This is a genomic window from Neobacillus vireti, assembly GCF_036962465.1.
Lineage (GTDB): Bacteria > Bacillota > Bacilli > Bacillales > Cytobacillaceae > Neobacillus > Neobacillus vireti_B.
In genome coordinates this window covers 1-26,941 of record NZ_JBALNF010000070.1, presented here as the reverse complement: position 1 = coordinate 26,941, position 26,941 = coordinate 1, and the positions used below count along the sequence as shown (strand labels likewise).

Below are 26,941 nucleotides of genomic sequence, written 5' to 3'. Positions count from 1 at the left end.
GAAGGTTCATATTTGTTTATTATTTACCAGCGAACACTGGTTTTCTCTTTTCTACAAAGGCCTTTAGTCCTTCTTTACGATCTTCTGTTGAGAAAGCATTGGCAAAGCAGGTACTTTCAATAATTAATCCCGATTCGATATCAGTGTTTCCTCCCGTATTAACGGCCATTTTCAACATTTGCAGGGCAACTGGCGGTTTTTGTGCTAATTTGTTGGCCCATTCCTTAGCAGTCTCAAGTAGCTCTTCTACAGGTACCACTTTGTTAACGATTTGTAGTTCTAAGGCACGATAAGCATCAAACATTTCCCCAAAATAGAGCAATTCCTTCGCTACTCCCTGACCAACGATTTTTTGCAGGCGCTGGGTACCGCCGCCTCCAGGGATAATGCCAAGACCCACTTCAGGAAAGGCAAATTTCGCTTTATTTGAACTAATACGCAAATCACATGCTAGTGCGAGTTCAAGACCACCGCCAAGGGCAAGCCCATTTAATGCTGCAATAACAGGTTTTGCCAGATTTTCAATTTTTGAGAAAACAGCTCTTGATGTTTTGTTCATTTTATTAATACCGACAAGATCCAAGTTAGCCATTTCAGTGATGTCAGCACCAGCTACAAAAGCCTTCTCACCGCTTCCAGTTAAAACAATCGCCCGTACTTCGTCATTTGTTTCCAGATGGTCGAATAAATCGGACAATTCGTTAAACACCTGTGTATTCAATGGATTTACTGGTGGTCTGTTAATTGTTACAACTGCTACTTTATTTTCAATTTCACATAATAAAAATTCATAACTCATGATTTTTCCCTCCAAATGATTATTCGTAATCGTAAAATCCTGCACCCGTTTTCTTCCCTAATCTGCCTGCCTTCACAATTTGTTTTAATAGAAGCGGCGGTGCATAATAGTTTTCGCTAAATTCTTCTTTAAAATAATTCATAACATGGTAGCCAATATCGACTCCGGCAAAATCCTGAAGTTCAAATGGGCCCATTGGATAATTTAATCCTAGTTTTACTGCCTTGTCGATGTCCTCGTAGGAAGCAACGCCTTCTTGAACCAGCCTAATCGCTTCAATAAACTGAGGAAGCATAATTCGGTTGACAATAAATCCAGGAGAATCCTTTTTTACTTCAACCGGCTCTTTTGATAGTCTCTTAGATAACGCTTTCAATTCTTGCACCGTTTCATCACTCGTTTTAAATCCTCTTACCACCTCAACGAGTTTCATGATTTGTGCCGGATTAAAGAAGTGCATGCCGGCAACCAGCTCGGGGCGGTTTGTTGCTGCGGCAATTTCCGTAATGGACATGGAAGAGGTATTTGTTGTTAAAATGACTCCCTCTCGAACAATTTTGTCCAGAGCCGAAAATACTTCTTTTTTAAGAGTAAGCTCTTCAAGGACTGCCTCAATAACAAGATCCACATCTTTAAAATCTTCTAAACTAGTCGTTGTTTGAATACGACCTAAAGCCTCTTGCTTTTGTTCCTCTGTCATTTTTCCTCTTGCGACACTCTTTTCCATAAACTTACTCATTCGGTTTAAAGCGCTTTCTAAAAAGCGCTCCTCAATATCTCTTAAAACTACATTAAATCCATTTATAGCGGCAAGGTTCGCAATGCCTGTCCCCATGGATCCTGCTCCTACAACACCAATTGTTTGAATGGCCATATCTGCAACTCCTTATATTTTTAATTTTTTATTATTTCTGTAAATTTATTATAGCGAATTTGCTCGGTTAAATTGTACCTACACAATGTAGGAAAAAACATACTATTTTTCATCTATTTTACGGTTTAATAGAATATGAAACAGGAGACTATACAGCTGTGGGTCCATAAAAAGGTCAATAATCCGCTAATGGATTATTGACCAAACATGAGGGAACCGTTATTACTTTACATTTAATAATGGGTTTTTCACCATTTCATTCCCATACATATCATAAAGTTTTAAAGCCATCATTAAATTAAATCTTACTTCCGCATCGCTTAGCTGAATATCTAAGAGTGATTCAATTTTTTCAAGACGATAAAGTAAGGAACTTCGATGGATATAAAGTTCCTCCGCTGTATTTTTGACATTCCCATTGTTTTGGAGAAATGTATGAAGTGTATTAGAAAGGTCTGTATTTTTGCCCTCTGAATAGGATAGCAGGGGTCCGAGTTGTTTTTTTACAAATAAATCAATGGCCACAGAATAATTTAAATGATGGAGAATTGCATAAGAACCTAATTCATCAAATAATGTAAAACCGCTTTGCCGTAAACGACTGGTAACAATATTTAATGCCTGGATGGCTTGTTGATAACTCACAAAATAATCTTGCAGGTTAGTTGTGCTTCCACCCACTCCCATTAAAACCTTGCATTTTATAGCGGTTTCTAAGGTCCATTTGTTAATTTTTGAATAAATCGATTGCCAGTACTTTTTAAGAAGAGCGCTTTCACTTTTTAATGGAACAATTAATACATATTTCTCATCATGATAGGCAGTGATTATAGATTTATCTACCTCTTGTAAATGAGATTTAATATATTCCCATACTTGGTTTTTTTTCGACTGCTGTTCAAACAGATTGCTTTCCTTTATCTCTCTTTCATCGAGCGTGATTGACAGAACGGCAATTTGATGACTTTGAAAAAGATCCCACTGGAAAAGATTAGCGTATTGAAGAATGCCCTCTGAATCTTCTATGTTCTCCGTTAGCAATTTATTGATAAAACTATCTTTTGCCTGCTCTTTAGCATCGAGAACCAGCTTTTGTTTGATAAATTGGATGGAACAAATATTTCTCGACAATTCAATGGTTAACCGATCAATCTCGTCCATCTCTCCATTTGTCCTGCATACGGCAAGAAACCCTAGTAAACTACCTCCGCCATTTATCATTAAAAAGGAGAAACTACATGAGGAATCCCCCGGGTCTTCAATTGAAAAATATTCGAGACCTCTATTTTTATTTCTCCTATTTTTTGCAATATCAGCGATCTGTTCTGGAAGCAGCACCCGATTCTGTTTATCAAACATACTAAACGAAATAGGCTGCATAAATCGGTCATATAAGATAACTGGATTTTGAAACAAGTTTGCAAGCATGGATGTAATTCCATCAAAGTTATCAACTTCTACTGTTTCTTTCACCAGCGCTTGTTGGAAATCTAACAAAAATTGGAGACGGTTCTTACTCTCCTTTTCATTGTTAAATAGACGGGCATTTTCCAAGATAGCGGCCACATGATTCGATAATAGCTCCAACATTTTTAAATCATTTTCGGTAAAAATAACATCCTTTTTATTCTCAATATGCAACACGCCAATTGTTTTTAAATCAATAATCAAGGGGATGGTCATATATGTTCCGCCAGGAGTCTCTAAAAACGGAAAATACTTATTAAGCATATAATTATCTTCGATCATAATCCTATGAGGAAACTCACTTTCTCCATAAGCCGGCGGCTGAAAGACAAAGCTATTTTCCTTTTCATTATATAAATATATACAAGCAAAGTCCGCATTGGTTCCCTCACCTGCTCTCATTGTCAGCTCTGCAATATGTTTCTCAATCGGTGCATTGAGGGATAGATTCTTACTGATCCATTCAATCCCCTCAATTTTTTTCAATTGGGATTTCTTTTCTCTTGCCATGGCCATGGCTACAGCAATATCTTTTCCGAATTCTTCAAAAGGCATCTCCATATCTAATAATGGAACATAATTTAAAAAACCGACAATACAGAACCCTAAATTGTAATCGTTATCATAAAGGGGCACAGTAAACCAGGTTTTAACATGGGCATCTTTAAGTACTTTTGAAAGGTGGCAGCTTTCAGGTGAGTCGGCACGATCATTTGTTAAACTCTGACGCAGAAGCTTCGGGGAACAATTATGTATTTCAATTGGAAAAGAATTTATCACAGCAGGCAGGTTTCCGCTCCATGCTTTGGGTACAAAATTTCCAGTTTCATTTAGGATCACACCAACAAAATCACAGTATAATTCAGAATGAAATACCCCTGTTAAATATTGGAGTACTTGATCTTCAGTATCAAATTTAATTAGTTGTCTGGCTGTGGAGCGTAAATGGTTTTCTAATTTCTTCATTAGTTTATCCTTGTCAATATACGGCATAACCCATTTCCCCTCATCCATATTTTCTTCTTCCCTTCTTATTTTAATAGAAATATATTTTGAAAAGTATAACAATTCGTAATTTAGTATTTTTAGACCTATTTATTTTCTAATTAGTTAAATCCCGAAGAACCATCTCCGGGATTTTTAGTCATTATTTTGCCATTTTCAAATTCTTATCATCAGAAGCTTTTCTTTCTTTATGATAATCTCCATGCTTTTCTTGAACAAACAACATGGCAAAACCACCAAGAACAGCAGCCGAAGCAATCGCTGCAAAGTTAAACTGAGGCATTAAGTTCATTGAAAGTAATACTCCAACAAATATAGGTGCTACGATTCCTCCCATTCTGCCAAAAGCCATTGTACTACCTATCGCCGTTGATCGCATGCTGAAAGGATAATACTGAGAAACGAAGGCATTTGACATATTCTGCACTCCTACAGAGGAAGCCCCAATGACGGAAATGTAGAAAAAAGCAAGCATTGTACTTTTTGTAAATCCTATTAATGATAGAGCAATCGCTCCACAGAAAAATAATGGAACAAGAACTTTTTTAAAACCCCATTTGTCGACTAACCGGCCAAAAATTAAAGTACCGGCTATCGCACCTAATTGCATAACAGCTGTAAAGGTGAGACTTGAGCTAAGATCATAGCCTGACCGCATCATCAGCCGCGGTAACCAGGTATTCATAGAATAAATAAGGACAAAGGCGCTAAAACAGGAAATCCAAAACATCAACGTACTCAATGCTCGTTTTTCTTCAAATAACTTGATAACAGGCGAACCAGGTGTTTTAGCCTGCTGTTTTTCAACTTGAATCGCTGCTTTCAAATCCAAGCTAGAATCTATCTTATAAAGGATTTTCTTTACCTTCTCTACTTTCCCTTTATTTACTAGAATACCAATAGATTCTGGGATATTTCTCAGCAAAAATGGAAGAAACAATAACGGAACTCCTGCCAGCCAAAAAACAGGTTCCCAACCTGCCGTTGGAAGAAGTGACCGGCTCGTTAAAGCAGCTACAATCGCACCAACGGAATAGCCGCAGAATACAAACGAGACTATTGCAGAACGTATACGTTTAGGAGCATATTCGGTCGTTAAGGCAATAACATTCGGCATAACTCCTCCCAAACCAATACCTGCAATGACACGAAAAACAGTAAATGTAACAGGGTTACTGGCAAAGCCAGAAAGTAAAGTAAACAAGCTAAATAATAATGTCGTTAATAGAATAATATTCTTACGCCCTAATTTATCGGCGGCCATTCCGAACATAATTGCACCAATCGCGGTACCAATTACGGTATAACTTCCAATTGCTCCAGCCGTGACATCTGATATACCCCATTCTTTTATAAGGGAAGGAACAGCAGCACCGTAAATAACTACATCATATCCATCAAACATGATGACAAGGAACATCCAAAAAATAAGCCCTAAATGATAGGAATGAAATCTACTATTATCGATTACGTTGTTAGGATTAATAGAATTTGCTTTCATTGTCATAACCTCCATGTTTTCTTCCTTATGCTCCAACTGTCTTAATACCTAAATAAGCAGACATTACCTGTGGGTCAGCACTTATTTCATCACTTGTTCCATTTAATATGATTCTACCTTGATCTAGTACATAAGCCTTATCTGAAACTTTTAGTGCAGCTTTGACATTCTGCTCTACTAAAATCACCATCGTTCCAAGTTCTTCTTTTATAATCAGTAATGTATTTAATATTTCGTTGACGATTTTGGGAGCTAGTCCCATACTCGGTTCATCAAGCAGGATAATTTTAGGATTGGACATTAACCCTCTGCCGATTGCTAACATTTGCTGCTCACCGCCGCTTAAATTCCCGCCAAGATTGTTTAAATGCTTTTTTAAACCAGGAAACATATCAAGTATTTTGGTTAAGTTTTCACTAACTAGCTTTTTCTCTTTATAATATTTCGAGAACATTCCCAGCATTAGATTTTCCTTAACCGTAAGATTAGAAAAGATTTGCCTCCCTTCAGGTACGAGGCTTAATCCTTTTTTGACCACTTTAAAGGCCTGAAAACCGCTTATCGTTTCACCCTCAAGTGTGACGGTACCGGCAGTTGGCCGATAGATTCCAGCCAGTGTATTTAATAACGTACTCTTACCCGCTCCGTTTGCGCCAATAATCGAAACAATTTCACCTTTGTTAACTTGAAAGTTGATATCATGGAGGATTTGTATTTTTCCAATATGGGTACATAAACCTTGCACTGATAACATTATCCAACCTCCTCCCCTAGATACGCCGCAATAACCTTTGGATTTCGCTGTATTTCTTCAGGCGTTCCTTCGGCAATCTTCTTTCCAAAGTCAAGGACAACAATTCGGTCCGCCAGTTCCATAACAGTGGTCATCTTATGTTCAACAAACAAAAAGGAACTTCCTTTCCTTTTTAACGCTTGAATAAACCCACCCATTCGATTGGTTTCGGAATCGTTTAATCCTGCCATCGGTTCGTCGAGCATAATCAAATCCGGTCCATAAACGATTGCTCTTGCAAATTCCAGCTGCTTTTGAATGCCGTAGGATAATTGCCCTGCCTTTTCAAACATTAACTCCTCTAATCCTACCAACTTAATTACTTCTACCGCCAATTCATAAGCTAATTTTTCATCCTTCTTTATCCTTGGGAGCCTAAACGCTGCATTTAGCACATTGGTTTTCAATTTAACATGTGCCCCCATCATTACATTTTCAAGAACCGTCATGTTGTGAAATATCTGCAGATTTTGAAAGGTCCTAGCCATTCCTAAGGCGGCTAGCTGCGGAATCTTTTGCCCCGTCAGCTTTTTTCCTTTGTAATATACCTCTCCGCTTGTTGGAGACAGAAAACAAGAAATCATATTAAATAAAGTAGTTTTACCTGCTCCATTTGGTCCGATCACAGTTACAATTTCTCCTTCTCCCAACCCAAAACTCACATCTGAAACAGCCGTAACTCCGCCAAATTGTTTCGTTAATTCCTTTACTTCAAGTAGTTTAGACATGGTTATACTCCTTTTTGAGAAATCATATCTTTTGGTGTTTTTGCAGGTAGCTGTTTTTTGTGTTTGAGTTTTTGAAAAGGCTGGGAAATAACCGAAATCAGTCCTTTTGGTAAATACATCATGATTAAAATAATGATTAAGCCATAAACAACGATTTCTACCTCACCACTTATTCCAAAGTAGGTATGTCCCACAAAACGGATGATCTCATTTAAAAACATAATAATAGCAGTACCTAACAGTGCACCCCCTACGGAACTTGCTCCTCCTACCATAACCATGATCAAAAAGAGAATTGATTTGGTTATATAAAAAGTAGGTGGTGCGACAAACGTAATATAATGGGCATAAATACTTCCAGCCAGCGAAGCAAAGGCAGCACTTAAGGCAAATATAGTGACTTTATACTTAGAAACCTGGACTCCAAGTGTCTCTGTGGCAATTTCACTATCATGGATACTCCTTAGCACTCTTCCTACATGCGAGCGAACAATATTTAAAGATAAGAGCAGCACGAGTAAAGCAATGGCCCACACAAAGAAGTAAAAAAACACTTTATCTATTAGTGAAATCCCAAATATTGTTAGGATTGGAATTCCAACTAAACCCGCTGCGCCCCCCGTCCATTCGTTCAAACCTAATAGTAGAATATAAAATATAATATTAATTCCAAGAGTAGCTAGGGCAAGAAAATGTCCTTTTAACTTTAAAATGGGAATTCCAATAACGTAGGCAATGAAAAAAGTAGCAGCCATTCCAATAACAATGGCAAGCCAGGGAGAAATTTGAAAGTGTGTCGTCAATATTCCGGATGTATAGGCACCAATTCCAAAGAAAGCCGCATGCCCGAGCGATATCTGTCCTGCATATCCGATCAAAAGGCTTAAGCCTATGGACACAATTGAATAAATTCCGATTAAGATTAAGATGGTGAAAATATATTGAGATGTCACCACTAAAGGCAAGATCAGAACAAGTGCACTTAAAAATAGGAGAGGCTTTAATCTACTCCCATATAAGACTTTTTCTAATTTCGACAACTGAATTCCTCCCTATTAAACTCTTTCACCTGAAGCTCTTGCGAATATCCCATTGGGTTTTAAAAATAAGACTAGGATTAATACGGTAAACATAATCGCATCACTATAAAAGGTGGAAATATAGGCGCCCGAAAAGGTTTCCAATAAACCAACAATTAAAGCACCCGCTACGGCTCCCGGAATGCTATGCATGCCGCCAATAACCATACCTACAAATCCCTTCACTCCAATAAGAAACCCCATTTCATAGGTTGCATCGGTTATAGGGTAATCAGGATCCCGGCTATGGCACCTAAAGCTGCCGCCAGAGTAAATGCCAAAGCAGACATCGTACTCGTATTAATACCCATCAACTTTGCAGCGCGTGGATTCTTTTCACTTGCCCTTAAGGCAGAACCGATATAAGTTTTTTCAAAAAATACGTATAATACGCCTAGCAGGACAAATAAAATAATAAAAATAACTATACTCTGTGGATTAATAACCGCCCCCATAAATTGAATAGGATCCGCTTTTATGATTGGAGATAGCTGTTTTGGATTTGTCCCCCAAACAATGAGACCCATTCCTTTTAGGAACGTCGATAATCCGATTGTAATAATGATTAAAACAATAACGGACGTATTTCGTGCATGAAGAATAGCCGTTCTCTCTACAATGAATCCGATCACTGCCGTAATCAAAATGGCTAGAATGATCGCCGCAAACATAGGTACCCCTGCATTGACTAAAGTAATGCAGGTCATTGCTCCAATCATGGCAAACTCGCCCTGAGCGAAATTTAATATTCCAGTAATGTTATAGATGGTGACAAATCCAATTGACAGTAATGCATAGATACTTCCAACAGTTAACCCCGTTACAATATACTGCATGAGTAAATCCATGGACGCGCTCCTTTCTTCATGCCAATGGCAGAAACCTAAGATTCTGCCATTGGTTCATCTAGTCTTTGAAACTATTCACTGTCTTAGGATTTATTTGACCTTTTATATTCTCAATTTAAATTTTAATCACGATACTTCCATTTGTTATTTTCAATACTGAGAACGGCAAAGCCATCTTCATAAGGGCCTACATAATCTGACTGCAGCTCGAAGGTACCTGTAAGGCCTGGATATTTACTCACATCTTTTTTTAGATAATTATGAATCTTTTCAGGTGTCGTATTCCCGGCTTTGATTGCTTCAATGATTAGATGGAAACCATCAGCTGCATGGGCAGTAAAGTTATCAGGGTCACTATTAAACATCGCCCGGTATTCTTCACGGAACTTATTTAAACGCGCCTTTTGCTCACTATCAGCCAACTGATCAACAACACTTAATTTGCTTCCGATTACAAAGAGGTTTTTATTGTTATCCTTCACTTGGTCTAAGAAACCTTGATTCGCAGATGCAGATGATTGAATCATTGGAATATCGAATCCGAGAGTTTTAAAGTTCCGGGCAGCGATTCCAGCACCTGGAGTTCTTGACCAAACGATTACAGCTTCAGGATTCTTTTTGCGAATATTGGTTAATTGAACGGTCATGTCTGTAGCCGTAGCATCAAACTCTTCGTGGGCAACAATCTCAATCTTATTCTCTTTTGCAGCCTTTTCGAATGGTGGAAGTCCATCAACACCAAAACCATCTCTGGCATTAATCCATGCAACCTTCGAAATATTATTTTCTTTTAAGAATTTAATAATTAGTTTGGCGCTAGTTGAGTTACTTGGTGCCATTTGATAGATATTTTTTGTGTCTGGATTGACCGGAGCAACCGTCATTAATGGAATGCCTGCTCCGGAGATCTTTGGTAAAATCGCCATGGTAGTACTAGCTTGCGTGGCGCCTACGACTGCGACTACTCCCTCTGAAATTAATTTATCAGCCGCCACTACGGCTTTAGTGTCATCTGTTTCATAATCTTGCAATACAATTTCAATTTTCTTTCCATTAATCGGACCTGCTTCATCTAATTGTTTTTGAAGGAGCTTCACATAATTTGCTTGGGTTTTTCCTAGAGTGGAAGCGGGACCAGTTTCAGCAAAAATGGCACCGATCTTAATGACCTTTCCGTCTGCTTTTTCAGCGTCACCACCACTGCCGCCAGAGCTGTGCGTATTACAGGCGGCCAATGCAAACACTAGTCCCAGAATGAAACTTAAAGTACTTAACTTTTTAATTATCTTTTTCATAATCAATCCCCTTTTCTAATGAAAGATCTCACACTAATCCCTTAAGGAAATGACACCCTTTCTAAAGATTCTTATTTTCCCCTTACACCTCCATATACTCTAGTAAAATAGACTTGAACAGGGAACCTAACTTCTATAGATGTAATCGCTTTCACCACGAAGCAATGAAACTATTAATATGATTAAATAAACAGGATCCGCTTTCAAAAACTGTCATCAACCAACTAGCTCCTGTCTACAAGCTCAAGCTTATATTTATGAATGTTCTGAATATTTGTATTTTCATTATAGGTGAAGGGAAAATAAAAAAATACGTACACGATGTACTAAAAAACAGGATGATTTTCATTAAAATTGTGGAAACTCTTATTCCAATTTGATCAGACTATTCTAAGAACGCAAGGATTGCTCCTTTAGCTATGATTAATTTGAAAGATTAATAGTCTTATATACTCTTACATAAGTAACAGAGGGGCACGCCCTGTTTCCTATAGAGCACGCCCCTCTTTTTGTAGCTGGCTATTGGTTAAGTGCCGAGCCCCCTGAACTTGGCTTGCACTGGAAGCTTGAGGCCACTTCCGGGTCGCCCTTTGTATAGCGGGCCACAAGCGGGTATGGGCAAAGAGGACGGGAACGGTCAGGTGCCCAGGTGGATGGTACATCCGGATTAACACCGCCCGGATTACCCTTACCGCGCGCCGTGGCGATCATTTTGTCTGGCGCTGAGCCGTACTCAACCCACTTGATTAGCGCACCAAGACCGTCAAACTGATCGGTGGCGGGACCGCCACGGACATGTCCCATGCCAGGGACCTCGAAATAACGGACGAATTCCTCGGCCTTGTTCTGGTAATTCGCGTCGAGATCCTCGTACCAGCGTGCTGTGTCAGCAGGTGAGAAAACCCCATCCGATGCGCCGTGCACCACAATCATCTTGTCTCCTGAATTGCGCATCGTATCTAAATTAGTCGGGTTTGGAGGTGTCATGAACTCCATGGCACTTTCGGTGTACAGTTCGTTGGAATTGTAAATTAACCCCACCTGAGTATCCACATTAAAGTTCAGGGCATAGCCCAGGGTGTCCTTCAGCATACTAGCATTCTCCGGAGGCGTTGAGAGAATGAAGCCGACAGCCACGGGATCGCGCGGCCCGACGGAGCTACTAAATTTCCAGCTGGCCCAACCGCTCTGAACAACCCCTGGATCAAATGGGAAGGAAGAGTAGAGCTCTTTTCCCGAACTTGTCTTAGCTCCTGCGAATACATCCTGCACAACAAGCTTTTGCTCCTCTGTCAAGCAGGTTCCATCTCGTACCGTATCGCAAGTAGGGACGTCCCGTTGAACGTCGAAAACCTTCTGGCAACGATTGCTGTCTTGCACCATGCCGTCAACCAATCGGTCCAGGCTATCACAACGGGCTAGGATTGCTTGCGCAAGCACTTGTCGCTCAGCCGGAGGCAGCGCCGTCTCAAGGTTATATGTGGTGGTCGCTACTTTGGCCCATTGCTGAGCTCCCCACAGCTGGGCTACCGCAGCCTTTGGCAGGTTGAATCCTGGCGAGACTGCTAGGAATCCGTCGTACTGATCTGCATATCGGGAAGCAGCAACCATGGTGTGCCGGCCTCCGTTGGATCCCCCGGCAAAGTAGGAGCGGTCGGGCCCACGTCCGTATGCCGCCTTAATCAAACTCTTCGCCATTGGAGTCAGCGTTCCAACTGCCTGATAGCCGTAGTCCAGACGGGCCTGCGGATCGAGCCCGAACAGGGGATTCTGCGTTCCATTATGGCCAGCGTCTGAGCTCATAACAGCAAATCCCATCTGCAAACCGTTCTCAAGCTGGCCACCTGTGATGCTGCCAAGAGCAGAAACGACAACGCCATCTAAGCCGCCATTAGCTTGGTAGAGGAATCGGCCTGCCCAGTCGATAGGAAGACGCATCTCAAAACCGATGGCATAGGTCTGCCCATCTACAGGGCTAACGCGCTCATTCATTTTGCCCTGGATAAGGCAATGTTTGCCAACTGGCTGACCTCCATTAGACAGTGTTCCTTCAGGAACGAGCTCTGCCTTCGTGATCGTGGTATTCTTAAAGTCAAAAGATAACAGTGCCTCGCACTTCTCCAGTGTGCCTGGCTGAGCAGGAGATAGCTGAGGAATTGGCCCGGATGATCCCAGCTCTGTTTTTGTATCCTTTACAATTTTTTGTGGTGAAAGATTAGCCACTTTAAAAGCGCTTCCACTTTCCGCCATAACAAAGGAAGGAAAAAGGGACATCATAATTAGAACTACCGTTAGTAAAATCGTAAAACTTTTCTTTTTTTTCACACCTATTCTCCTTTCTTCTTTTATTTCGAATGAAATCTTGTTTACAAAGATGATAGATGATCTGAATCTGTAATTTAATTATAGGTGATGGATTTTTAAAAGAATACGTACATGATGTGCTAAAAGACGGTGGTAATTTCATAAAAAATGTGGAATTTGGAATGTAAAAAAGCTAACAACTGGACAAATCGTCCAAACCTTGTTAGCTTTTTTCTATTTATTCTGCTTTCTTCTTACTTTATTTATGAAATATTTCCTTTCCTTTTATTACTTTTTAGATCAGCGGCTTCCGAAGTCCTTCCTTCCCATTCCTGGGCATGGTTTAGAAATGCTTTCATAGCGTTTGACTTATTCATTCGATTACTAACAACAAGTGCGGTGGTATGGTTGATTGATTCCTCCAGCCTGATTAATGGTGATATTAGCCTTTGAAAAATATTCAGCTTCCTTAGATGTTATTAATGAGACCCCTAATCCTTCCGCAACAAGCCCCACAATAATATCTATTTGACTGCTTTCATGAGTAATATCTAGTGTAAATCCAGCTTTTTTGCAGGCATCCATACAAATTTGAAAAAGTGTACTTGCTTGATTCATCAGGATAAACGGTTCATTCTTAACCTCTGATAGACTTATAGATTCACGATTGGTAAAAGGGTGCCCCATTTGAGTAATTAATACCACTTCATCCTTTATCATGGGGTAGGCCGAGAACGCCTCTATCTTTTCAAAGTTTTCAGGCAGGGCAATAAAGGCCAGATCTAACTCCGCTTTTTTTAGGAGGCCAATCAGTTCACTGCTCATCTTTTCCGTAATATCTAATTGTATTGCTGGATACTTCTTCTGAAAAGATGCAAAAAGACTAATCAGTCCCCTGCTGCTATATACAGGTATGGTTCCTACCGAAAGTACTCCCCTTTCGCCAGATGTAAACGCTCTCATTTCATTCAACATATTATCATATTCATTCAAAATACGATTGGCATATTTAGCAAACTCCTGACCAGCGGCAGTGAGTTTAACCGTTCTAGTCGTACGGTCGAATAATTGTACCCCGCCTAGTTCTTTTTCCAACTTAATAAGATATTTGGATAAAGAAGACTGTGAGATCGAAACTTCATAGGAGGCATTTGTAAGATGTTGATGTTTGACAATGGCCATCACATATTTTAATTGTTCTATGTTCAAGAGAACCTTCCTTCCCGATTTATTCCCGGTTGGAATTAATTATACAGAAAATTAGAATTGTTTACACTATTCAATTTCATTTACATTATATTTACAAGGCTTATGTCACATCCCATTTCAGGATGTAAGCGTTTTATCCAAATAAATAAGGAGGTCAAATTTCAGGTAAATTTTTTAAAAATTACATTTATGAAAAAGGAGAGTTTTGTATGACTCGTTATAAAAAATTAGGATATGTAGCATTAAACGTTACAGATGTGAACAAATCAGCCCAATTTTACCGAGATATTGTTGGTCTTGAACTGGTAGAATTAGTCCCAAATAAAATAGCTTTTTTTAGATGCAGCCATGATCATCATAATCTAGTTCTTTATCCTTCTCAACATCCTGGATTAAAACGAGTTGCCTTCGAAGTGGAAGATGAAAATCAGCTCGACATTGCCATTGATCGGATTACTAAAGCGGGAGTAAACTGGCTGGAAGTGGATGATGCAGAAGTAAAATCACTCCATCAAAGTCGTACGATTCGCTTTACCGAGCCTACATCCGTGGTCACATTTGAATTATATTCTGATATTGAGCAATTTGAAGTACCTTTTACCTCCAAACCAATCAACTCTAAACCAGTGAATATTACTCAGTTAGGCCATGCTGTCCTTGAGGTAGAAGATCAAGACTTTGATGACCTATACAAGTTTTTAACAGAAACATTAAACTTCAAAATATCGGACGTATCCGGCGACCAAATTGGCTGGGCATGGTTGAGGGCCTTTCCGAATCCATTGCATCATTCGTTCGCGATTAATCGTGGAAAAGAGCGAAAGCTTAATCATATCTCCTTCCAAATCGAGGCAATCGATGACTTAGGAATTAGTCAAAAACGGTTAGTAGAAAATAATGTTCCAATTGTATTTGGTCCAGGCCGGCACGCACCATCTGGCAGTCTATTTTTATATTACTTAGATCCTGATGGATTAACATTGGAATACAGCCAAGGTATGGAAGAGTTTCCTGAAGAAGATCCACGCCAGCCAAGGATTCTGCAACCGACGCTTGAAACATTAGATATGTGGGGGGGAACTCCAGATCCAAGGTTTGGCTCAATCGGTAAAATTGGTTAAAATTCCGGAATTGGAGAGCTAAACAATGACCGTAAAGCGAATTGACTTTCATACTCATATTATCCCTTTAGAGATCCCAGATTTTGCGAAATCATTTGAAGGTGATCGATGGCCATCGATCAAGAGATTGGATGAAGATACAGCCAATATTATGCTTCAAGGAAAAGTTTTTAGAAAAATATCAAAAGACACTTGGGACCCGTCTAAGCGAATCGAAAAAATGCAGGCAGAAGGAATCAATATACAGGTCCTCTCCCCTATTCCAGTCACTCTATGTTATTGGGCACCTATACAAGGAGCAGTTGAATTTTCCAAATGGCAGAATAACTTTATTGCAGATGTGGTCAGAGAGCATCCCAACCACTTTTTAGGGCTGGGAACCGTTCCACTTCAAGATGTTGACGCTGCCATCCTTGAAATGGAGCGGTGTGTCCATCAGCTTAAGTTAAGCGGCCTTGAAATAGGCTCAAATGTGAATGGAAAAGGATTAGATGACCCTTGTTTTTTACCCTTCTTTGAGAAAGCATCACAATGGAATGTTCCACTATTTATTCATCCCTATGAAATGATAGGAAATGAACGCACACTTAACGATAACCTTAGTATTACGGTAGGAATGCCAATGGAATTAGCACTCACGGCAACTAGATTGGTTTGGTCCGGAATTTTTGAAAAGTTTCCAACGATTAAAATCTGCTTGGCGCATGGAGGTGGTGCCTTCCCTTATATTCTCCCACGAGTGGATACTGGCTGGAACTCATGGTCTGCATTAAGAAAAACAGAAAATCCGCCTAGTTTTTATGCCAATAAATTTTATTATGATGTTTTGGTTTATGACAAGGTCAATACCAAGTATCTAATCGATTTGATTGGATATGAAAATCTATTAATGGGCTCAGATGACCCTTTTATCATCCGAGAAACCCCTCCTGGCAGAGCAATTTTAGAACTTGAAGATGTGAGTCCAGAAATAAAAATGGCGATGTTAGGCGGAAACGCTTTACGCTTTTTAGGAAGTTAGAGCGATCGTGTAAGGAGTCTTGCAGGAAGAAATATATAGGGGGGAAATTATGAAGATTACGAATACACAGCAGTTAATCGATCAGGCAAAGTTTAATAAGTATCATTTAATGATACTCTTATGGTGTTCATTTTTAATGATTTTTGATGGCTTTGACCTAACCGTATATGGGGCTGTTGTACCGGTCCTGATGAAAAATTGGAATATTTCACCTATTGAGGCGGGCGTTCTTGGTAGTTATGCTTTATTCGGAATGATGTTTGGCGCGATGATTTTTGGGACTATTGCTGATAAATTAGGCAGAAAAAAAGTCATCCTGATCTGCGTGTGCATATTTAGCGTATTTATGATCCTCACAGCTTTAACTACCAGTCCAGGAGCCTTCGGGCTTTGTCGGTTTATAACTGGTTTGGGGCTTGGCGGCGTAATGCCAAATGTCATTGCACTTATAAGTGAATATTCACCTAAAGCTCTTCGCAGCCGAATGGTGTCGATTATGATGGCTGGATATTCAATCGGGGGAATGATTGCAGCTACCCTTAGCATTGTCTTAGTACCTAACTTTGGCTGGCAATCTGTTTTTTTCTTCGCCGGCCTGCCACTATTATTTATTCCCTTTATGATACGTTACTTACCTGATACAATCGGGTCACATCTGGCTAGAAATAAAATCACAAAAACAAAGGAGATTCTTGGAAAATTAAATCCACTTTACAGCCCGGATGATCGTGAACAACTAACGATCAATAGTTCTACTAAATCTTCCTTCCCTGTCTTTACCTTATTTAAGGAAAGCAGAGGGATATCTACCATTCTATTTTGGATTGCCTTCTTTATGTCCCTTCTCATGGTATATGGTTTAAACACATGGCTTCCAAAATTAATGACGACAGCTGGATTTCCTCTTGGTTCAAGTTTAAGCTTCCTGCTTGCATTAAATATTGGAGCTACCATTGGTGCTTTTGTTATGGGATGGTTAGCAGATACATGGGGCGCAAAACGAATCCTCATTTTGTTCTATAGTCTTGCCGCACTAACCATTATGTGCTTGGGTTATTCGCATAATATGTTCTTATTGTATCTATTGGTAGCGCTTGCGGGTGCTGCGACGATTGGAACACAAAATATAGCTAACTCCTATGTTTCACAATACTATCCCATTTCGATGCGCTCTACCGGATTAGGCTGGGCACTTGGAATTGGACGGATTGGTGCCATTGTTGGTCCGACGGTTGGAGGGATATTACTCTCTTCAGGCACATCCATACAATTTAATTTCATTGCCTTTGCAATCCCTGGGGCAATTGCCGCGTTTGTTATTTATCTGACCAATAATAAATTAAGCACGCTAACCCTCCATGAAGATCAAACTGAACAATTTACTTAAACCGGAGGTACCAATAATTTATTCTATCAAAAAATTCTATGAACTACTGAAAGAGGCTTGGAAGGTTCACCGATTTGGTGAACCTTCTAGTTTTTCAAACCATTTTTATCGTAAAATTTATCAGGTAACCCTAAAGAACTTTAATAGTACATTCTCTGGCAATCTAGTAGCATAACACACAAAAATGCAGTTCATCATCCATTTATATTTGTCACGATATGTTTCAAAAGTAGGAGTAGTCCGGAAATAATAGACATTAGGGTCAACAAACTTACCAGCCTTTACATCTTCTACATACTCTTCTGGTACTGTACGCATTCCATTGTTTTCAATATACATCGCAGTTCCATCCTCTAATTGAATGGCATATCTAGCTGAAAGTTCACACTTACCATCGGGACGAATAATTTGGCTATCCACCCCACCTGGCAAAACCGTTCCTTTAAAGCCGTTCCCGTTTACTTCACCAGATAAAATCGGAATTAATTGTCGTCTGCCAACGATTTCATCTTCACCTACAACAATAGGTTTATCTACAACAATATTAATGCTAAAAACTTCTTCTAATCCTACCTCTTTAAAACCAAAATCTTTCATCGAATTTCACTCCATTTATGCAATATTTATATCTCGAGATATAGATCCGTAGTTTGTATGTTTAAAAAACATATTTAATTAAGGAATAAGGATCTTTTCCATAATCATTACATCAACATAGCATCCATCTAATTTCCCTTGGTTTTTAAAAACTCCTACTTCCCTGTATCCATTTTTTCTGTAAAGACCCTGCCCCAAGTTATTGAAAGGGAATGTAAATAATACAATTTTATTAAATTGATTTCGTATGGCAGTAGACTCGATTTCTTTTAGCAAAAGGGATCCAACTCCTCTTCCTCTATAATCCCTTCTAATATAAATGGATAAATCGGCAACCCCAACATAGGCGCAGCGATTGGAATATGGATTTAATGAAGTCCATCCAACTATTTCACCATTAGTTTCGATTACAATGACCGCAAAACGTCCGTTATGGATGTTAAACCATTCTGTCATGTATCCAATATCTTTTTGGTCTTCCTCCAACGTTGCAATCCTATCCTCAATCCCTTGATTATAAATGTGTAAAATCGATTCTAGGTCATTTATTGAAACAAGCCTCGTTCTAAACTCATCATCATTTTTCAATTCTTTACCTCCTAGTTTTTATTGGCATATAACCATTATATAAAAAATTTTCCATTTTAAAAGGAATATTAGTTGCAATTTGCAAATAATTATAATATAAATAAATCAGAGGTGAAAATAATGGAAAATGTTAGAGAATTGTTTCAAGTTATGACTAGGAGATTTGGTCTTTTAAATAAAAACTGTTGTCAGATAGGTGAAACTGAAATATCCCTTGTACAGAGTCATATCCTTTATGAAATTCTACGAAATGATAAACCTTCGATGCAACAGGTTGCTGATACCCTGGGGATCGATATAACCACTTTTAGTCGCCAAATTCAAACTCTAGTAAAGATGGAGCTGGTTAAAAAAACGCCTCTTCCTGATGATAGACGTGTTTCCTTACTTACTTTAACTACACAAGGAAACTATGTTGCTGCTAAAATTGATGCGGAAATGCATCAATATTTAAATGAAGTTTTTTCATATATGAGCGAATTTGAACGGGAAATGGTTATTAAATCCGTCACCTTACTTAATGAAGCAATGTCAAAATCTACTGTTTGCTGTAAACCATTAATTTGAGCAAGAAAACTTGCTCTTTTAATAAAAATAATTACTTGTAAATTACAAGTAAAGTAACAGTAGGATTATTTTGTAGTCAATAAATTTTAATATTGAACCATTTATCGTCCCACTTTTCCAGCTTTTCAAGCTTACTTGTTATTGTTTTAATCTTATAGTTCTTGATTAATAGGAGGGAATTTATCATGTTTAACGAGTATGAAGTATATCAAATCATGAAATTACGTCAGGAGGAAGCGGAAATGACAGCCAGAAATGCTTGGAAATTTGCAGATTTCCAAAATGAAACTTTTCTTGTAAAAGCCGTTAAGAAATGGAATGAAGGTCGAAAGTCATCAAGAGTACAGCCAAATTGTTGCTGTTGCGCCTATTAAACCGTTGAAATAAATTCGATTCATATAATTAATTTTTAATCAAATCAAATTATTAGGAGGAAATCGAAATGAAATACGCACATGTTGGTCTTAATGTTACTAACCTAGAAAAATCCATCGAGTTCTACAGGAACGTTTTTGAAGTTGAACCAGTTAAAATAAAGCCTGATTATGCAAAGTTTCTTCTTCAAACACCAGGATTAAACTTTACCCTTAATCTTCGAGATGAAGTAACTGGAAATCAAGTAGGACATTTTGGGATTCAGGTTGAAAGCACAGATGAGGTTAGTACGCACAAGAATAGACTCGAAGCAAACGGTATTCAGACACAAAACGAAGAAATAAACACCACGTGCTGTTATGCCCTCCAAGATAAATTTTGGATTCTTGACCCTGATGGAAACGAGTGGGAGTTTTTCTATACAAAATCAGATATTGATGTTAACAGTGAAAAGGAGTCTTCTTGTTGCACGTCTGAATCTAAAGTTAAAGAAGTTCAGTGTTGCTCAACAACTACTCAAGACAAAAATACAACTATCTGTTGTTCTTGAAATACTTTAATAACCTACGAAGGGTCTAATTCTAGAAAGAGACCCTTTTTTTTGTAATATCTATAGGACCATAGCTAATAGATTATTAAAAAAAGACCAGTAAAGGTCTTTTCTAACAGCATCTCCCCGTATTACCGATCATAGAAATCCCATGTCCATTTCCACTGCGATCAAGGATAAGGTCTTCCGTGTTCGGTTCAATAATTGGGTCAATTGCTACTTTAATTTCATTTAAAGTGACGATGATATCGTCTGCTTCCGGCTCATCCAGAGCCAGTCCAATCCTCGGCTGGCCTCAGCCAAAGCCATCAAAAAAAATACGAATGTTCGTTGCATTTTCTTCTTTGAACATTTTATTAAATTCTTCGCGAGCTTCGTCAGTAATTTTCATGTGCATTTCCTCCCCCTTACTCACCTATTTCAGCAAATCGCTTAATACGATTGCCGATTTCATCACGAACACGTTGAAAGAATGCCCACTTTTCTTCTTCGGTTCCTTCTGCTTTAGCAGGGTCATCAAATCCCCAGTGCACACGTTTTACATGCGGAGGTGTAACTGGGCAGTGTTCTGCTGCATGTCCGCAAAGCGTAACAACCAAATCAGCATGGTTTAAAATTTCAGGGTCGATCACATCAGATGTTTGGTTAGAGATATCGATTTCTACTTCTTTCATGGCTTTTACGGCATTAGGATTTAATCCATGAGCTTCAAGTCCAGCACTTTTCACTTCCCACTCATCATTTAAATGCTTTTTCGCCCAGCCTTCTGCCATTTGGCTGCGGCAAGAGTTCCCTGTACATAAGAAGTAAATTATTTTTTTGTTATCCATGTTAATTTCCACCTTTAAGATTAGTTTTAAGCTGCATGTTCGTTAAAATATTTTCCTTTGAACCATAAAGCCACGTTTACTAAGGCAATCATCACTGGCACTTCTACGAGTGGTCCTATAACTGCTGCAAAAGCTGCACCAGAATGGATTCCAAATACTCCAACAGCTACAGCAATGGCTAGTTCAAAGTTATTACTTCCAGCTGTAAAAGCAAGAGTGGTAGTTACAGGATAGTTCGCTCCAATCTTCCTTCCCATAAAAAAGGAAACAAAGAACATGATCACAAAGTAAATTAATAATGGAATGGCGATACGAACTACGTCTAACGGCAAACTTACAATGGCGTCCCCTTTTAAAGAGAACATGAGTATGATTGTAAATAATAAAGCAATTAATGTAAGAGGACTGATTTTAGGTATAAACACTTTTTCATACCATTGTCTGCCTTTAGCCCTTACCAACGTAAACCGAGTAACCATACCCGCTATAAATGGAATTCCAAGATAGATGAAAACCGATTTCGCCACTTCGATCATCGTAATATTTACCACTGCCCCTTGGATTCCTATCCATTTAGGGATGATGGTTACAAACACATACGCATAAACAGAGAAGAATAGCATTTGGAAAATAGAATTAAATGCCACTAAACCTGCTGCATATTCCGTGTCTCCCTTTGCAAGATCATTCCAAACAATGACCATCGCAATACAACGCGCTAATCCAATCATAATGAGACCAACCATATACTCCGGTTTATCAGGAAGAAAAATAATAGCTAATAAAAACATAAGAATGGGTCCAATAATCCAGTTTTGTACAAGAGATAATGCTAAAACTTTTACATTTTTAAATACTTGCCCTATTTCCTCATACCGAACTTTCGCCAATGGAGGATACATCATTAAAATTAAGCCAATCGCAAGTGGAATCGATGTTGTTCCCACCTGCAAACGGTTCATACTATCGACAAATCCCGGAAAGACAAATCCTAAACCAATTCCGATTGCCATAGCAAGAAAAATCCAAAGCGTTAGGTATCGATCTAAGAACGATAAACGTTTCTTTTCTGTCTTACTCATTTTCTCACTCCTAAATTTAATAAAACTAACATCCACATCGAAGAGTGGGATTGCTTTTTTCAATCATTTTAATTTTCTCTGTTTGTACAGGCACATGTTCCAAAATATCCTGGAGTAACCCATATAACTCGCTTTGTTGATTTAGGGAATAGTAAATCCACTGGCCTCTTCGTTCTTCCCTAACCATTCCGGCATCTTTTAATTTTCGAAGATGCTGACTAATGGATGGCTGGCTCATTTCGAACACTTCAAGTAATTCACAAACACAGCATTCACGTTGTTTCAAAATCGCAACAATGGTTAATCTTGTTTTATCCCCCAATAATTTTAAAATGTTTGCGGAACGCTCTAAGTCAACGATTGATTTCGCCATAAAAAACACCTCCCCTTCAAGTATAAGTAAATGGTAATTTACTTATATGTATTACAATGTTTTGCTATATTAGGTAGATCAATAACAGCTATACATGCAAAATTGATTTAAACATGGCATTTAAATTCAGATATAATTATATGCTTATATGTATATGGATTCAAGCTTAGTATTGTAAAGTTACTGTAAATATAAAAAAACAATTATCCTGATATTAGATAAGATGTTTGAGTGTTACGCATAGGCCATTCTTTCTTTGGTATTAAAGATAACATAAAAAACTGCACCTCCAACTGTTAGTACTCTCTAACAATTGGCTGTGCAGTTCAAAAATCTTTTGCCGATTAGCCCTTATTTAAATCACTTTTTCCTCTAAACTTACGTCATTCACCTTTTTTGTAGAAAATAAACTTCTAAGTGCATCTGGAAGTGCGATCATTGCCGGCAAAAAGACAGGAAGCAGGATAAAGCAAAGTACTACTAGGCCTGTAATAACAGCTATTGCCAACTCAAACAAAAGCAGTATTCCAGAAGGCATTAGTGTCGCAAAGGTACCCCCAAGAATGATAACTGCAGATATGATGACCCCGCCAGTCTGCCTTGAAGCCAGCACAATGGCCTCTTTTGGAGATAATTCTGGATATTCTTTAAAGCGCATCATAAGGAATATACTGTAGTCCACTCCTAATGCAACAATAATAATGAATGAGAAAAATGGAACAAAAGAAGAAATCCCTTCATAGCCAAGTAAATCTATGAAAATATAATTGATCACGAACATAGCTGAATAGTATGCTCCAACAAGAGAGCCAGTTATGAAAACCGGTATCCAGAAAGATCTAATCACAAAGAACAGCACGAGTAATACTCCGATAATGACGATAGCTGTTGTTTTATTCAAATCCCTGCTCAGAATATTATTCATATCGTTTGTTGTAGCACTAGGTCCCGATACACCAAACTTAGCGTTTGAAAGGCCTGTGCCCTTAAGTCCATTAGAAATGGTAGAATTTATTTTACTGATGGTACTTAACGCTTCCTTGGAATAAGGATCAGCTTTCAAAACAATAGACATTTTTGTTATTTTTCTATCATCGGACATGAACGCATCTAATGATTTTTTAAAGTTATTGTCCGTCAACGCTTCTTTCGGAATAAAGAAGGTTTTATTGGATTTAAACTGCGTTAAGAACCCATTTGTCTGTCCTAATCCGTCAGAAATCTGTTTTAAACCATTGTTTACATCTGATAACTTTTGTCCAAAGGTACTGAAACCATTGAGACCGGCTACAAGCTGCTCCTGTCCTGATTTCATTTGACCAAGCCCAGCAGAAACATTGTTCATATTCGTAACAATGGTGCCTATTCCAGTGGATGCTTTTCCAAGACCGCTTTCAAGTTTTTTCAAACCATCCGCCATTTGCGACAAGCCGCTGCCCATGGTGGCAAGATTTTTATTGGCGGTACCAAAACCAGCCGTTACGGTATTATAATTTTGATTTAAGGCTTGTATTCCTTCAGGTGTAATTTGACTTAAAGACGATGATAACTGATTGATCGTTTGCTTTAAAGCTTGGTAATTCGCATCACTCGCTGAATCTGAATAACTATTTCCTAAAGCAGCCACCATTAACTGCATTTGCGAGAGTGCACTTTTTACACCAAGAAGCGCCTGAGCTGCACCTTGGTAGTGAGTTCCCATTTCTTTATAACCAGCCTGCATTTTACCATAATTATCAGCTAATACTGCCACTCCACTACTCATCTTTGTGAGATTGGTTTCTATAGCCGCTAAACCATTGTTGATGGTTTGGGATTGATTTTCTCCATCATCAATACCTGCTTGGATTTGCTTTAATCCATTGGTTAAAGCAGTCATACCATCTTGAAGTTTTGCCGTACCATCGACCATTTGGCTGACCTTAGAAAAGTCTGCTGAGCCAAGCTTTTCTTGCGCCAGCTTTAATCCATCATTGATTTGATCGACACCATTCTGCGTTTTTGTAATACCATCCGTAACAGACCCCATTTGACTGTCGACGTAAAAATTATCAATTTGCTTTCCTTGAGGTTGTGTGACCGAAGAAACCAGCTTAACCCCTTTCATATTCTTGAGTCTTTCCGTTAAGTTATCTACTACGGCAAGTGATTCATTATTATCAAGGGCTTTTCTATTTTCAATCACAACCGTAGCAGGCATGGCCTGACCTTTACCAAAATGATCCGCAACTAAATTAAAGCCTTTAGAAGAAGGATACTTATTACCAAGCTCTCCAATCGTATCAAAGTTCAGCTTTTCCTCATGAAAATAGACCATCGGCCCTATAATCAAAAGAATAATAAGAACGGGTAATATAGGATGTTTGGTTGCAAAGGTGGATGTCTTAGCCCAAAACTTGTTTTCCTTATGTCCACCAACATTCTTAGAAGGCCAGAAAAGTTTTTGGCCTAAAACTTTCATAATAAATGGTGTTAAAGTCAAGATTTCCAATAATAGGATCGTTACCCCGATTACCACAACCACACCGGATTTATAGATTGGCGATTCAGCAAAAACGAGAGCAAGGAAAGCGATAAATACCGTAAGTATACTATAGGCAATCGTTTTACCTGCCGTTTTATAGGTACTGACAATCGCATCATCAATAGAGTGGCCATGGGAAAGCTCCTCTCTAAAGCGATTAAAAAGAAGAATGTTGTAATCTGTACCAATCCCAAACAGAATCAGGATTAGGAGCATTTGCGTAAGACTTGTAATCGGAAATCCTGCTTTATCAATTAACTGAGCCGCAATTCCCATCGAACACAGATAGGAAAAAGCTACAGCCAATAACGATATCAAAGGAGTAACAACAGATCTAAACGCGATGATTAATACGACTAAAATAAAAATAACCGTCAGTGCAGCACTTTTCTCTACCCCACCCTGGGACGCTTTCAAATAATCATTATTAATAAAGTCCTCTCCGCTTAGGTAGTAATCCACAGGAACTTTATTGAGTTTGCTATCCAGTTCTTTTTTGATATCATCTACTTCTCTTGATTTCTTATCAAGCTTAAAGCTGACCATAAGAGTTGTGCCATCTTTAGAAACTAAAGAGCTTTTGGCCTCAGGCATACTAAAGGGATCGATCATATTAGTAATACCAAGGTCGGAGCTGCTGTCGCTGATGGCCTTGACCGCACTACCGATTTTGTTCATTTCATCGTTTGATATTTTATCTTTATCGTAAAATATGATAAGGTCGTTTTTTCCTTTAGCTGTATCGATATTTTTTAAAATATGATCAGCGATGACTGAAGGGCTTTCATCATTGGCCCCTTGCTGCCCTTTTTGCCGCAAAATGGCATTGATGTCTGGCTGAATTACCGTAAGCACGATCGTTGCGATTAACCATATGATGAATATAGCCCAACGGCCTCTTATTATCTTTCTCACCTTATATCCTCCCTGATCATTTGTATAAAAATTTATTTTCCCCTGCATTCCACTAAGACAACTAGTTATTATTCGAACACCATGTTGATTTAATAGCGTAAGCAAAGTATATTAAATCTAATAACAAGTAACAATAAGCAAAATTAAACACTCATGTTATTAAATAGACAAATTCTTGTGTTTTGTACATTGAAACCAGAAATGATGAGAATTGCTTGATCATTAGGAGGAGCAATACATGGTTGGTATAAAAGGAAACCGAAGAACATTGTATAGTAAAAAAGTAATAATCGATGCTTTTTTAAAGCTGCTTCAAGAAAAAAACCTAAATAAAATTACCGTTACTGATATTTGCAAAGAAGCTGATATTAATCGTGGAACTTTTTATTCGTATTACAATGATCCGTTTGATTTAATGAGAAGTATCGAGGAAGAAATGGCAGAGAAAATGATGAGTACCATTAATATCTCTGGAGATGAATCCATCAATAATATATTGAGTGATATTTTTAAATTGATCCTTGAAAACACAGAGCTTTGTAAAATTATTTTTAATGAAAAAAATGGCTCAAACGTGCTGAATACCATTTTGAAATCTGCCTATGAAAGAACAATGGAGGAACAAAAAAAGCGGTTTCCCCATGCTAATGAGACTCAATTAGAATATTTTTTCACTTATATTACGGGAGGAACGATTGAAATCGTACGAAAATGGATAAATGACGATATGAAACTTCCTTCAGATGATGTTATACGCATTTTAGAAACTATGTATATGACTTAATCACTAAAACATTATTATAAAAATCAAAAAGCCGTCGAGATCGGTCTCGACGGCCTTTTCTATTCCATTTGGGATTGCTTCCTATTTTAAACCCATTTTATGGAGCCAAACTCACCGTGTGGATGGTTTTGTAATTTAAATCTTCTATACTCATATTCTAATTTCGAAAGTGGCAGATTATTAAGTTGTTGATCTTCTTTGGTATAAACGTTAAAAAATATTAGTTTATTGATAAGTTTTTTTCGCTTTTTTTCATCGTTATTTCTCATCATAAACACTCCCTTGGTTTTACATAAAATCCTCTTTAAATCCCGCACTTAATATT

Annotated in this window: 26 protein-coding genes; 7 read left to right on the top strand and 19 right to left on the bottom strand. The window is 38.4% G+C overall.

Annotated features, from left to right (window positions below; genetic code table 11):
- Nucleotides 1–19: 19 nt before the first annotated feature.
- The 12 genes from V7077_RS24790 to V7077_RS24735 form a co-directional block, all read right to left on the bottom strand.
- Nucleotides 20–799: an enoyl-CoA hydratase-related protein gene (locus V7077_RS24790; protein ID WP_335506917.1), complete on the bottom strand. Its 780-nt coding sequence runs from the start codon at nucleotides 797–799 to the stop codon at nucleotides 20–22.
- 19 nt (nucleotides 800–818) lie between these two features.
- Entirely contained in the window at nucleotides 819–1,673 is an 855-nt protein-coding gene (locus V7077_RS24785) for a 3-hydroxyacyl-CoA dehydrogenase family protein (RefSeq protein WP_335506915.1), read from the bottom strand.
- Nucleotides 1,674–1,895: 222 nt separating this feature from the next.
- Nucleotides 1,896–4,154, bottom strand: coding sequence for a helix-turn-helix domain-containing protein (locus V7077_RS24780; RefSeq protein WP_335506913.1), 2,259 nt, complete (start codon nucleotides 4,152–4,154; stop codon nucleotides 1,896–1,898).
- 133 nt (nucleotides 4,155–4,287) lie between these two features.
- A complete protein-coding gene (locus V7077_RS24775) occupies nucleotides 4,288–5,646 on the bottom strand; it encodes an MFS transporter (protein ID WP_335506911.1) in 1,359 nt (452 codons plus the stop codon).
- Nucleotides 5,647–5,671: 25 nt separating this feature from the next.
- Complete coding sequence (locus V7077_RS24770; protein ID WP_335506909.1) at nucleotides 5,672–6,400, bottom strand: ABC transporter ATP-binding protein; 729 nt, start codon at nucleotides 6,398–6,400, stop codon at nucleotides 5,672–5,674.
- Nucleotides 6,400–7,167, bottom strand: coding sequence for an ABC transporter ATP-binding protein (locus V7077_RS24765; protein ID WP_335506907.1), 768 nt, complete (start codon nucleotides 7,165–7,167; stop codon nucleotides 6,400–6,402). Before V7077_RS24765 ends, V7077_RS24770 begins: the two co-directional genes overlap by 1 nt.
- 2 nt (nucleotides 7,168–7,169) lie before the next feature.
- A complete protein-coding gene (locus V7077_RS24760) occupies nucleotides 7,170–8,207 on the bottom strand; it encodes a branched-chain amino acid ABC transporter permease (RefSeq protein ID WP_335506905.1) in 1,038 nt (345 codons plus the stop codon).
- Between the two features lie 15 nt (nucleotides 8,208–8,222).
- Nucleotides 8,223–8,432: an ABC transporter permease subunit gene (locus V7077_RS24755; protein WP_335506903.1), complete on the bottom strand. Its 210-nt coding sequence runs from the start codon at nucleotides 8,430–8,432 to the stop codon at nucleotides 8,223–8,225.
- Between the two features lie 35 nt (nucleotides 8,433–8,467).
- A complete protein-coding gene (locus tag V7077_RS24750; RefSeq protein WP_335506901.1) occupies nucleotides 8,468–9,094 on the bottom strand; it encodes a branched-chain amino acid ABC transporter permease in 627 nt (208 codons plus the stop codon).
- A 122-nt stretch (nucleotides 9,095–9,216) separates the two neighbouring features.
- Nucleotides 9,217–10,389 carry an ABC transporter substrate-binding protein gene (locus V7077_RS24745; protein ID WP_335506899.1) on the bottom strand — a complete coding sequence of 391 codons (1,173 nt, stop codon included), beginning with the start codon at nucleotides 10,387–10,389 and terminating at the stop codon, nucleotides 9,217–9,219.
- Between the two features lie 519 nt (nucleotides 10,390–10,908).
- Complete coding sequence (locus V7077_RS24740; RefSeq protein ID WP_335506897.1) at nucleotides 10,909–12,714, bottom strand: tannase/feruloyl esterase family alpha/beta hydrolase; 1,806 nt, start codon at nucleotides 12,712–12,714, stop codon at nucleotides 10,909–10,911.
- 363 nt (nucleotides 12,715–13,077) lie between these two features.
- Nucleotides 13,078–13,902, bottom strand: coding sequence for a LysR family transcriptional regulator (locus V7077_RS24735; RefSeq protein ID WP_335506895.1), 825 nt, complete (start codon nucleotides 13,900–13,902; stop codon nucleotides 13,078–13,080).
- 209 nt (nucleotides 13,903–14,111) lie between these two features.
- Between V7077_RS24735 and V7077_RS24730 the strand changes: the two genes are divergently transcribed.
- Genes V7077_RS24730 through V7077_RS24720 form a run of 3 tightly spaced genes read left to right on the top strand, consistent with a single transcriptional unit; the run spans nucleotide 14,112 to nucleotide 17,431 of the window.
- Nucleotides 14,112–15,023, top strand: a complete 912-nt coding sequence (locus V7077_RS24730) for a VOC family protein (protein ID WP_335506893.1) — start codon at nucleotides 14,112–14,114, stop codon at nucleotides 15,021–15,023.
- A gap of 25 nt (nucleotides 15,024–15,048) precedes the next feature.
- The gene (locus tag V7077_RS24725) at nucleotides 15,049–16,044 is read left to right on the top strand and encodes an amidohydrolase family protein (RefSeq protein WP_335506891.1); all 996 of its coding nucleotides are present in this window, start codon (nucleotides 15,049–15,051) and stop codon (nucleotides 16,042–16,044) included.
- Between the two features lie 49 nt (nucleotides 16,045–16,093).
- Nucleotides 16,094–17,431, top strand: coding sequence for an MFS transporter (locus V7077_RS24720; RefSeq protein ID WP_335506889.1), 1,338 nt, complete (start codon nucleotides 16,094–16,096; stop codon nucleotides 17,429–17,431).
- A 120-nt stretch (nucleotides 17,432–17,551) separates the two neighbouring features.
- Here V7077_RS24720 and V7077_RS24715 read toward each other — a convergent pair whose 3' ends face one another.
- Both V7077_RS24715 and V7077_RS24710 read right to left on the bottom strand, forming a co-directional pair.
- On the bottom strand, nucleotides 17,552–18,028 hold the full coding sequence (locus V7077_RS24715; RefSeq protein WP_335506888.1) for a DUF3237 domain-containing protein: 477 nt from the start codon (nucleotides 18,026–18,028) through the stop codon (nucleotides 17,552–17,554).
- Nucleotides 18,029–18,106: 78 nt separating this feature from the next.
- Nucleotides 18,107–18,616: an arsinothricin resistance N-acetyltransferase ArsN1 family A gene (locus V7077_RS24710; RefSeq protein ID WP_335506886.1), complete on the bottom strand. Its 510-nt coding sequence runs from the start codon at nucleotides 18,614–18,616 to the stop codon at nucleotides 18,107–18,109.
- 120 nt (nucleotides 18,617–18,736) lie between these two features.
- On the opposite strand from V7077_RS24710, the gene V7077_RS24705 reads away from it, so the two are divergent.
- The 3 genes from V7077_RS24705 to V7077_RS24695 all read left to right on the top strand — a co-directional run bounded on the left by V7077_RS24705 (nucleotide 18,737) and on the right by V7077_RS24695 (nucleotide 20,108).
- The gene (locus tag V7077_RS24705; RefSeq protein ID WP_335506884.1) at nucleotides 18,737–19,183 is read left to right on the top strand and encodes a MarR family winged helix-turn-helix transcriptional regulator; all 447 of its coding nucleotides are present in this window, start codon (nucleotides 18,737–18,739) and stop codon (nucleotides 19,181–19,183) included.
- Nucleotides 19,184–19,368: 185 nt separating this feature from the next.
- Nucleotides 19,369–19,557 (top strand): hypothetical protein, encoded by a 189-nt coding sequence (locus V7077_RS24700; RefSeq protein WP_335506883.1) that lies wholly within the window; start codon nucleotides 19,369–19,371, stop codon nucleotides 19,555–19,557.
- Between the two features lie 68 nt (nucleotides 19,558–19,625).
- The gene (locus V7077_RS24695; RefSeq protein WP_335506881.1) at nucleotides 19,626–20,108 is read left to right on the top strand and encodes an ArsI/CadI family heavy metal resistance metalloenzyme; all 483 of its coding nucleotides are present in this window, start codon (nucleotides 19,626–19,628) and stop codon (nucleotides 20,106–20,108) included.
- 407 nt (nucleotides 20,109–20,515) lie between these two features.
- Here V7077_RS24695 and arsC read toward each other — a convergent pair whose 3' ends face one another.
- The 4 genes from arsC to V7077_RS24675 form a co-directional block, all read right to left on the bottom strand.
- Nucleotides 20,516–20,938, bottom strand: a complete 423-nt coding sequence (gene arsC / locus V7077_RS24690) for an arsenate reductase (thioredoxin) (RefSeq protein WP_335506879.1) — start codon at nucleotides 20,936–20,938, stop codon at nucleotides 20,516–20,518.
- 26 nt (nucleotides 20,939–20,964) lie between these two features.
- Nucleotides 20,965–22,020 carry an ACR3 family arsenite efflux transporter gene (gene arsB / locus V7077_RS24685; RefSeq protein ID WP_335506877.1) on the bottom strand — a complete coding sequence of 352 codons (1,056 nt, stop codon included), beginning with the start codon at nucleotides 22,018–22,020 and terminating at the stop codon, nucleotides 20,965–20,967.
- A 25-nt stretch (nucleotides 22,021–22,045) separates the two neighbouring features.
- Nucleotides 22,046–22,393, bottom strand: a complete 348-nt coding sequence (locus V7077_RS24680; protein ID WP_335506875.1) for an ArsR/SmtB family transcription factor — start codon at nucleotides 22,391–22,393, stop codon at nucleotides 22,046–22,048.
- 355 nt (nucleotides 22,394–22,748) lie between these two features.
- Nucleotides 22,749–25,832, bottom strand: coding sequence for an MMPL family transporter (locus tag V7077_RS24675; RefSeq protein WP_335506873.1), 3,084 nt, complete (start codon nucleotides 25,830–25,832; stop codon nucleotides 22,749–22,751).
- 238 nt (nucleotides 25,833–26,070) lie between these two features.
- Here V7077_RS24675 and V7077_RS24670 point away from each other — a divergent pair, with 238 nt between their 5' ends.
- Nucleotides 26,071–26,616: a TetR/AcrR family transcriptional regulator gene (locus V7077_RS24670; RefSeq protein ID WP_335506871.1), complete on the top strand. Its 546-nt coding sequence runs from the start codon at nucleotides 26,071–26,073 to the stop codon at nucleotides 26,614–26,616.
- Between the two features lie 86 nt (nucleotides 26,617–26,702).
- On the opposite strand, the gene V7077_RS24665 is transcribed toward V7077_RS24670, so the two are convergent.
- Nucleotides 26,703–26,885 (bottom strand): Fur-regulated basic protein FbpA, encoded by a 183-nt coding sequence (locus V7077_RS24665; RefSeq protein WP_335506869.1) that lies wholly within the window; start codon nucleotides 26,883–26,885, stop codon nucleotides 26,703–26,705.
- Nucleotides 26,886–26,941 lie beyond the last annotated feature (56 nt).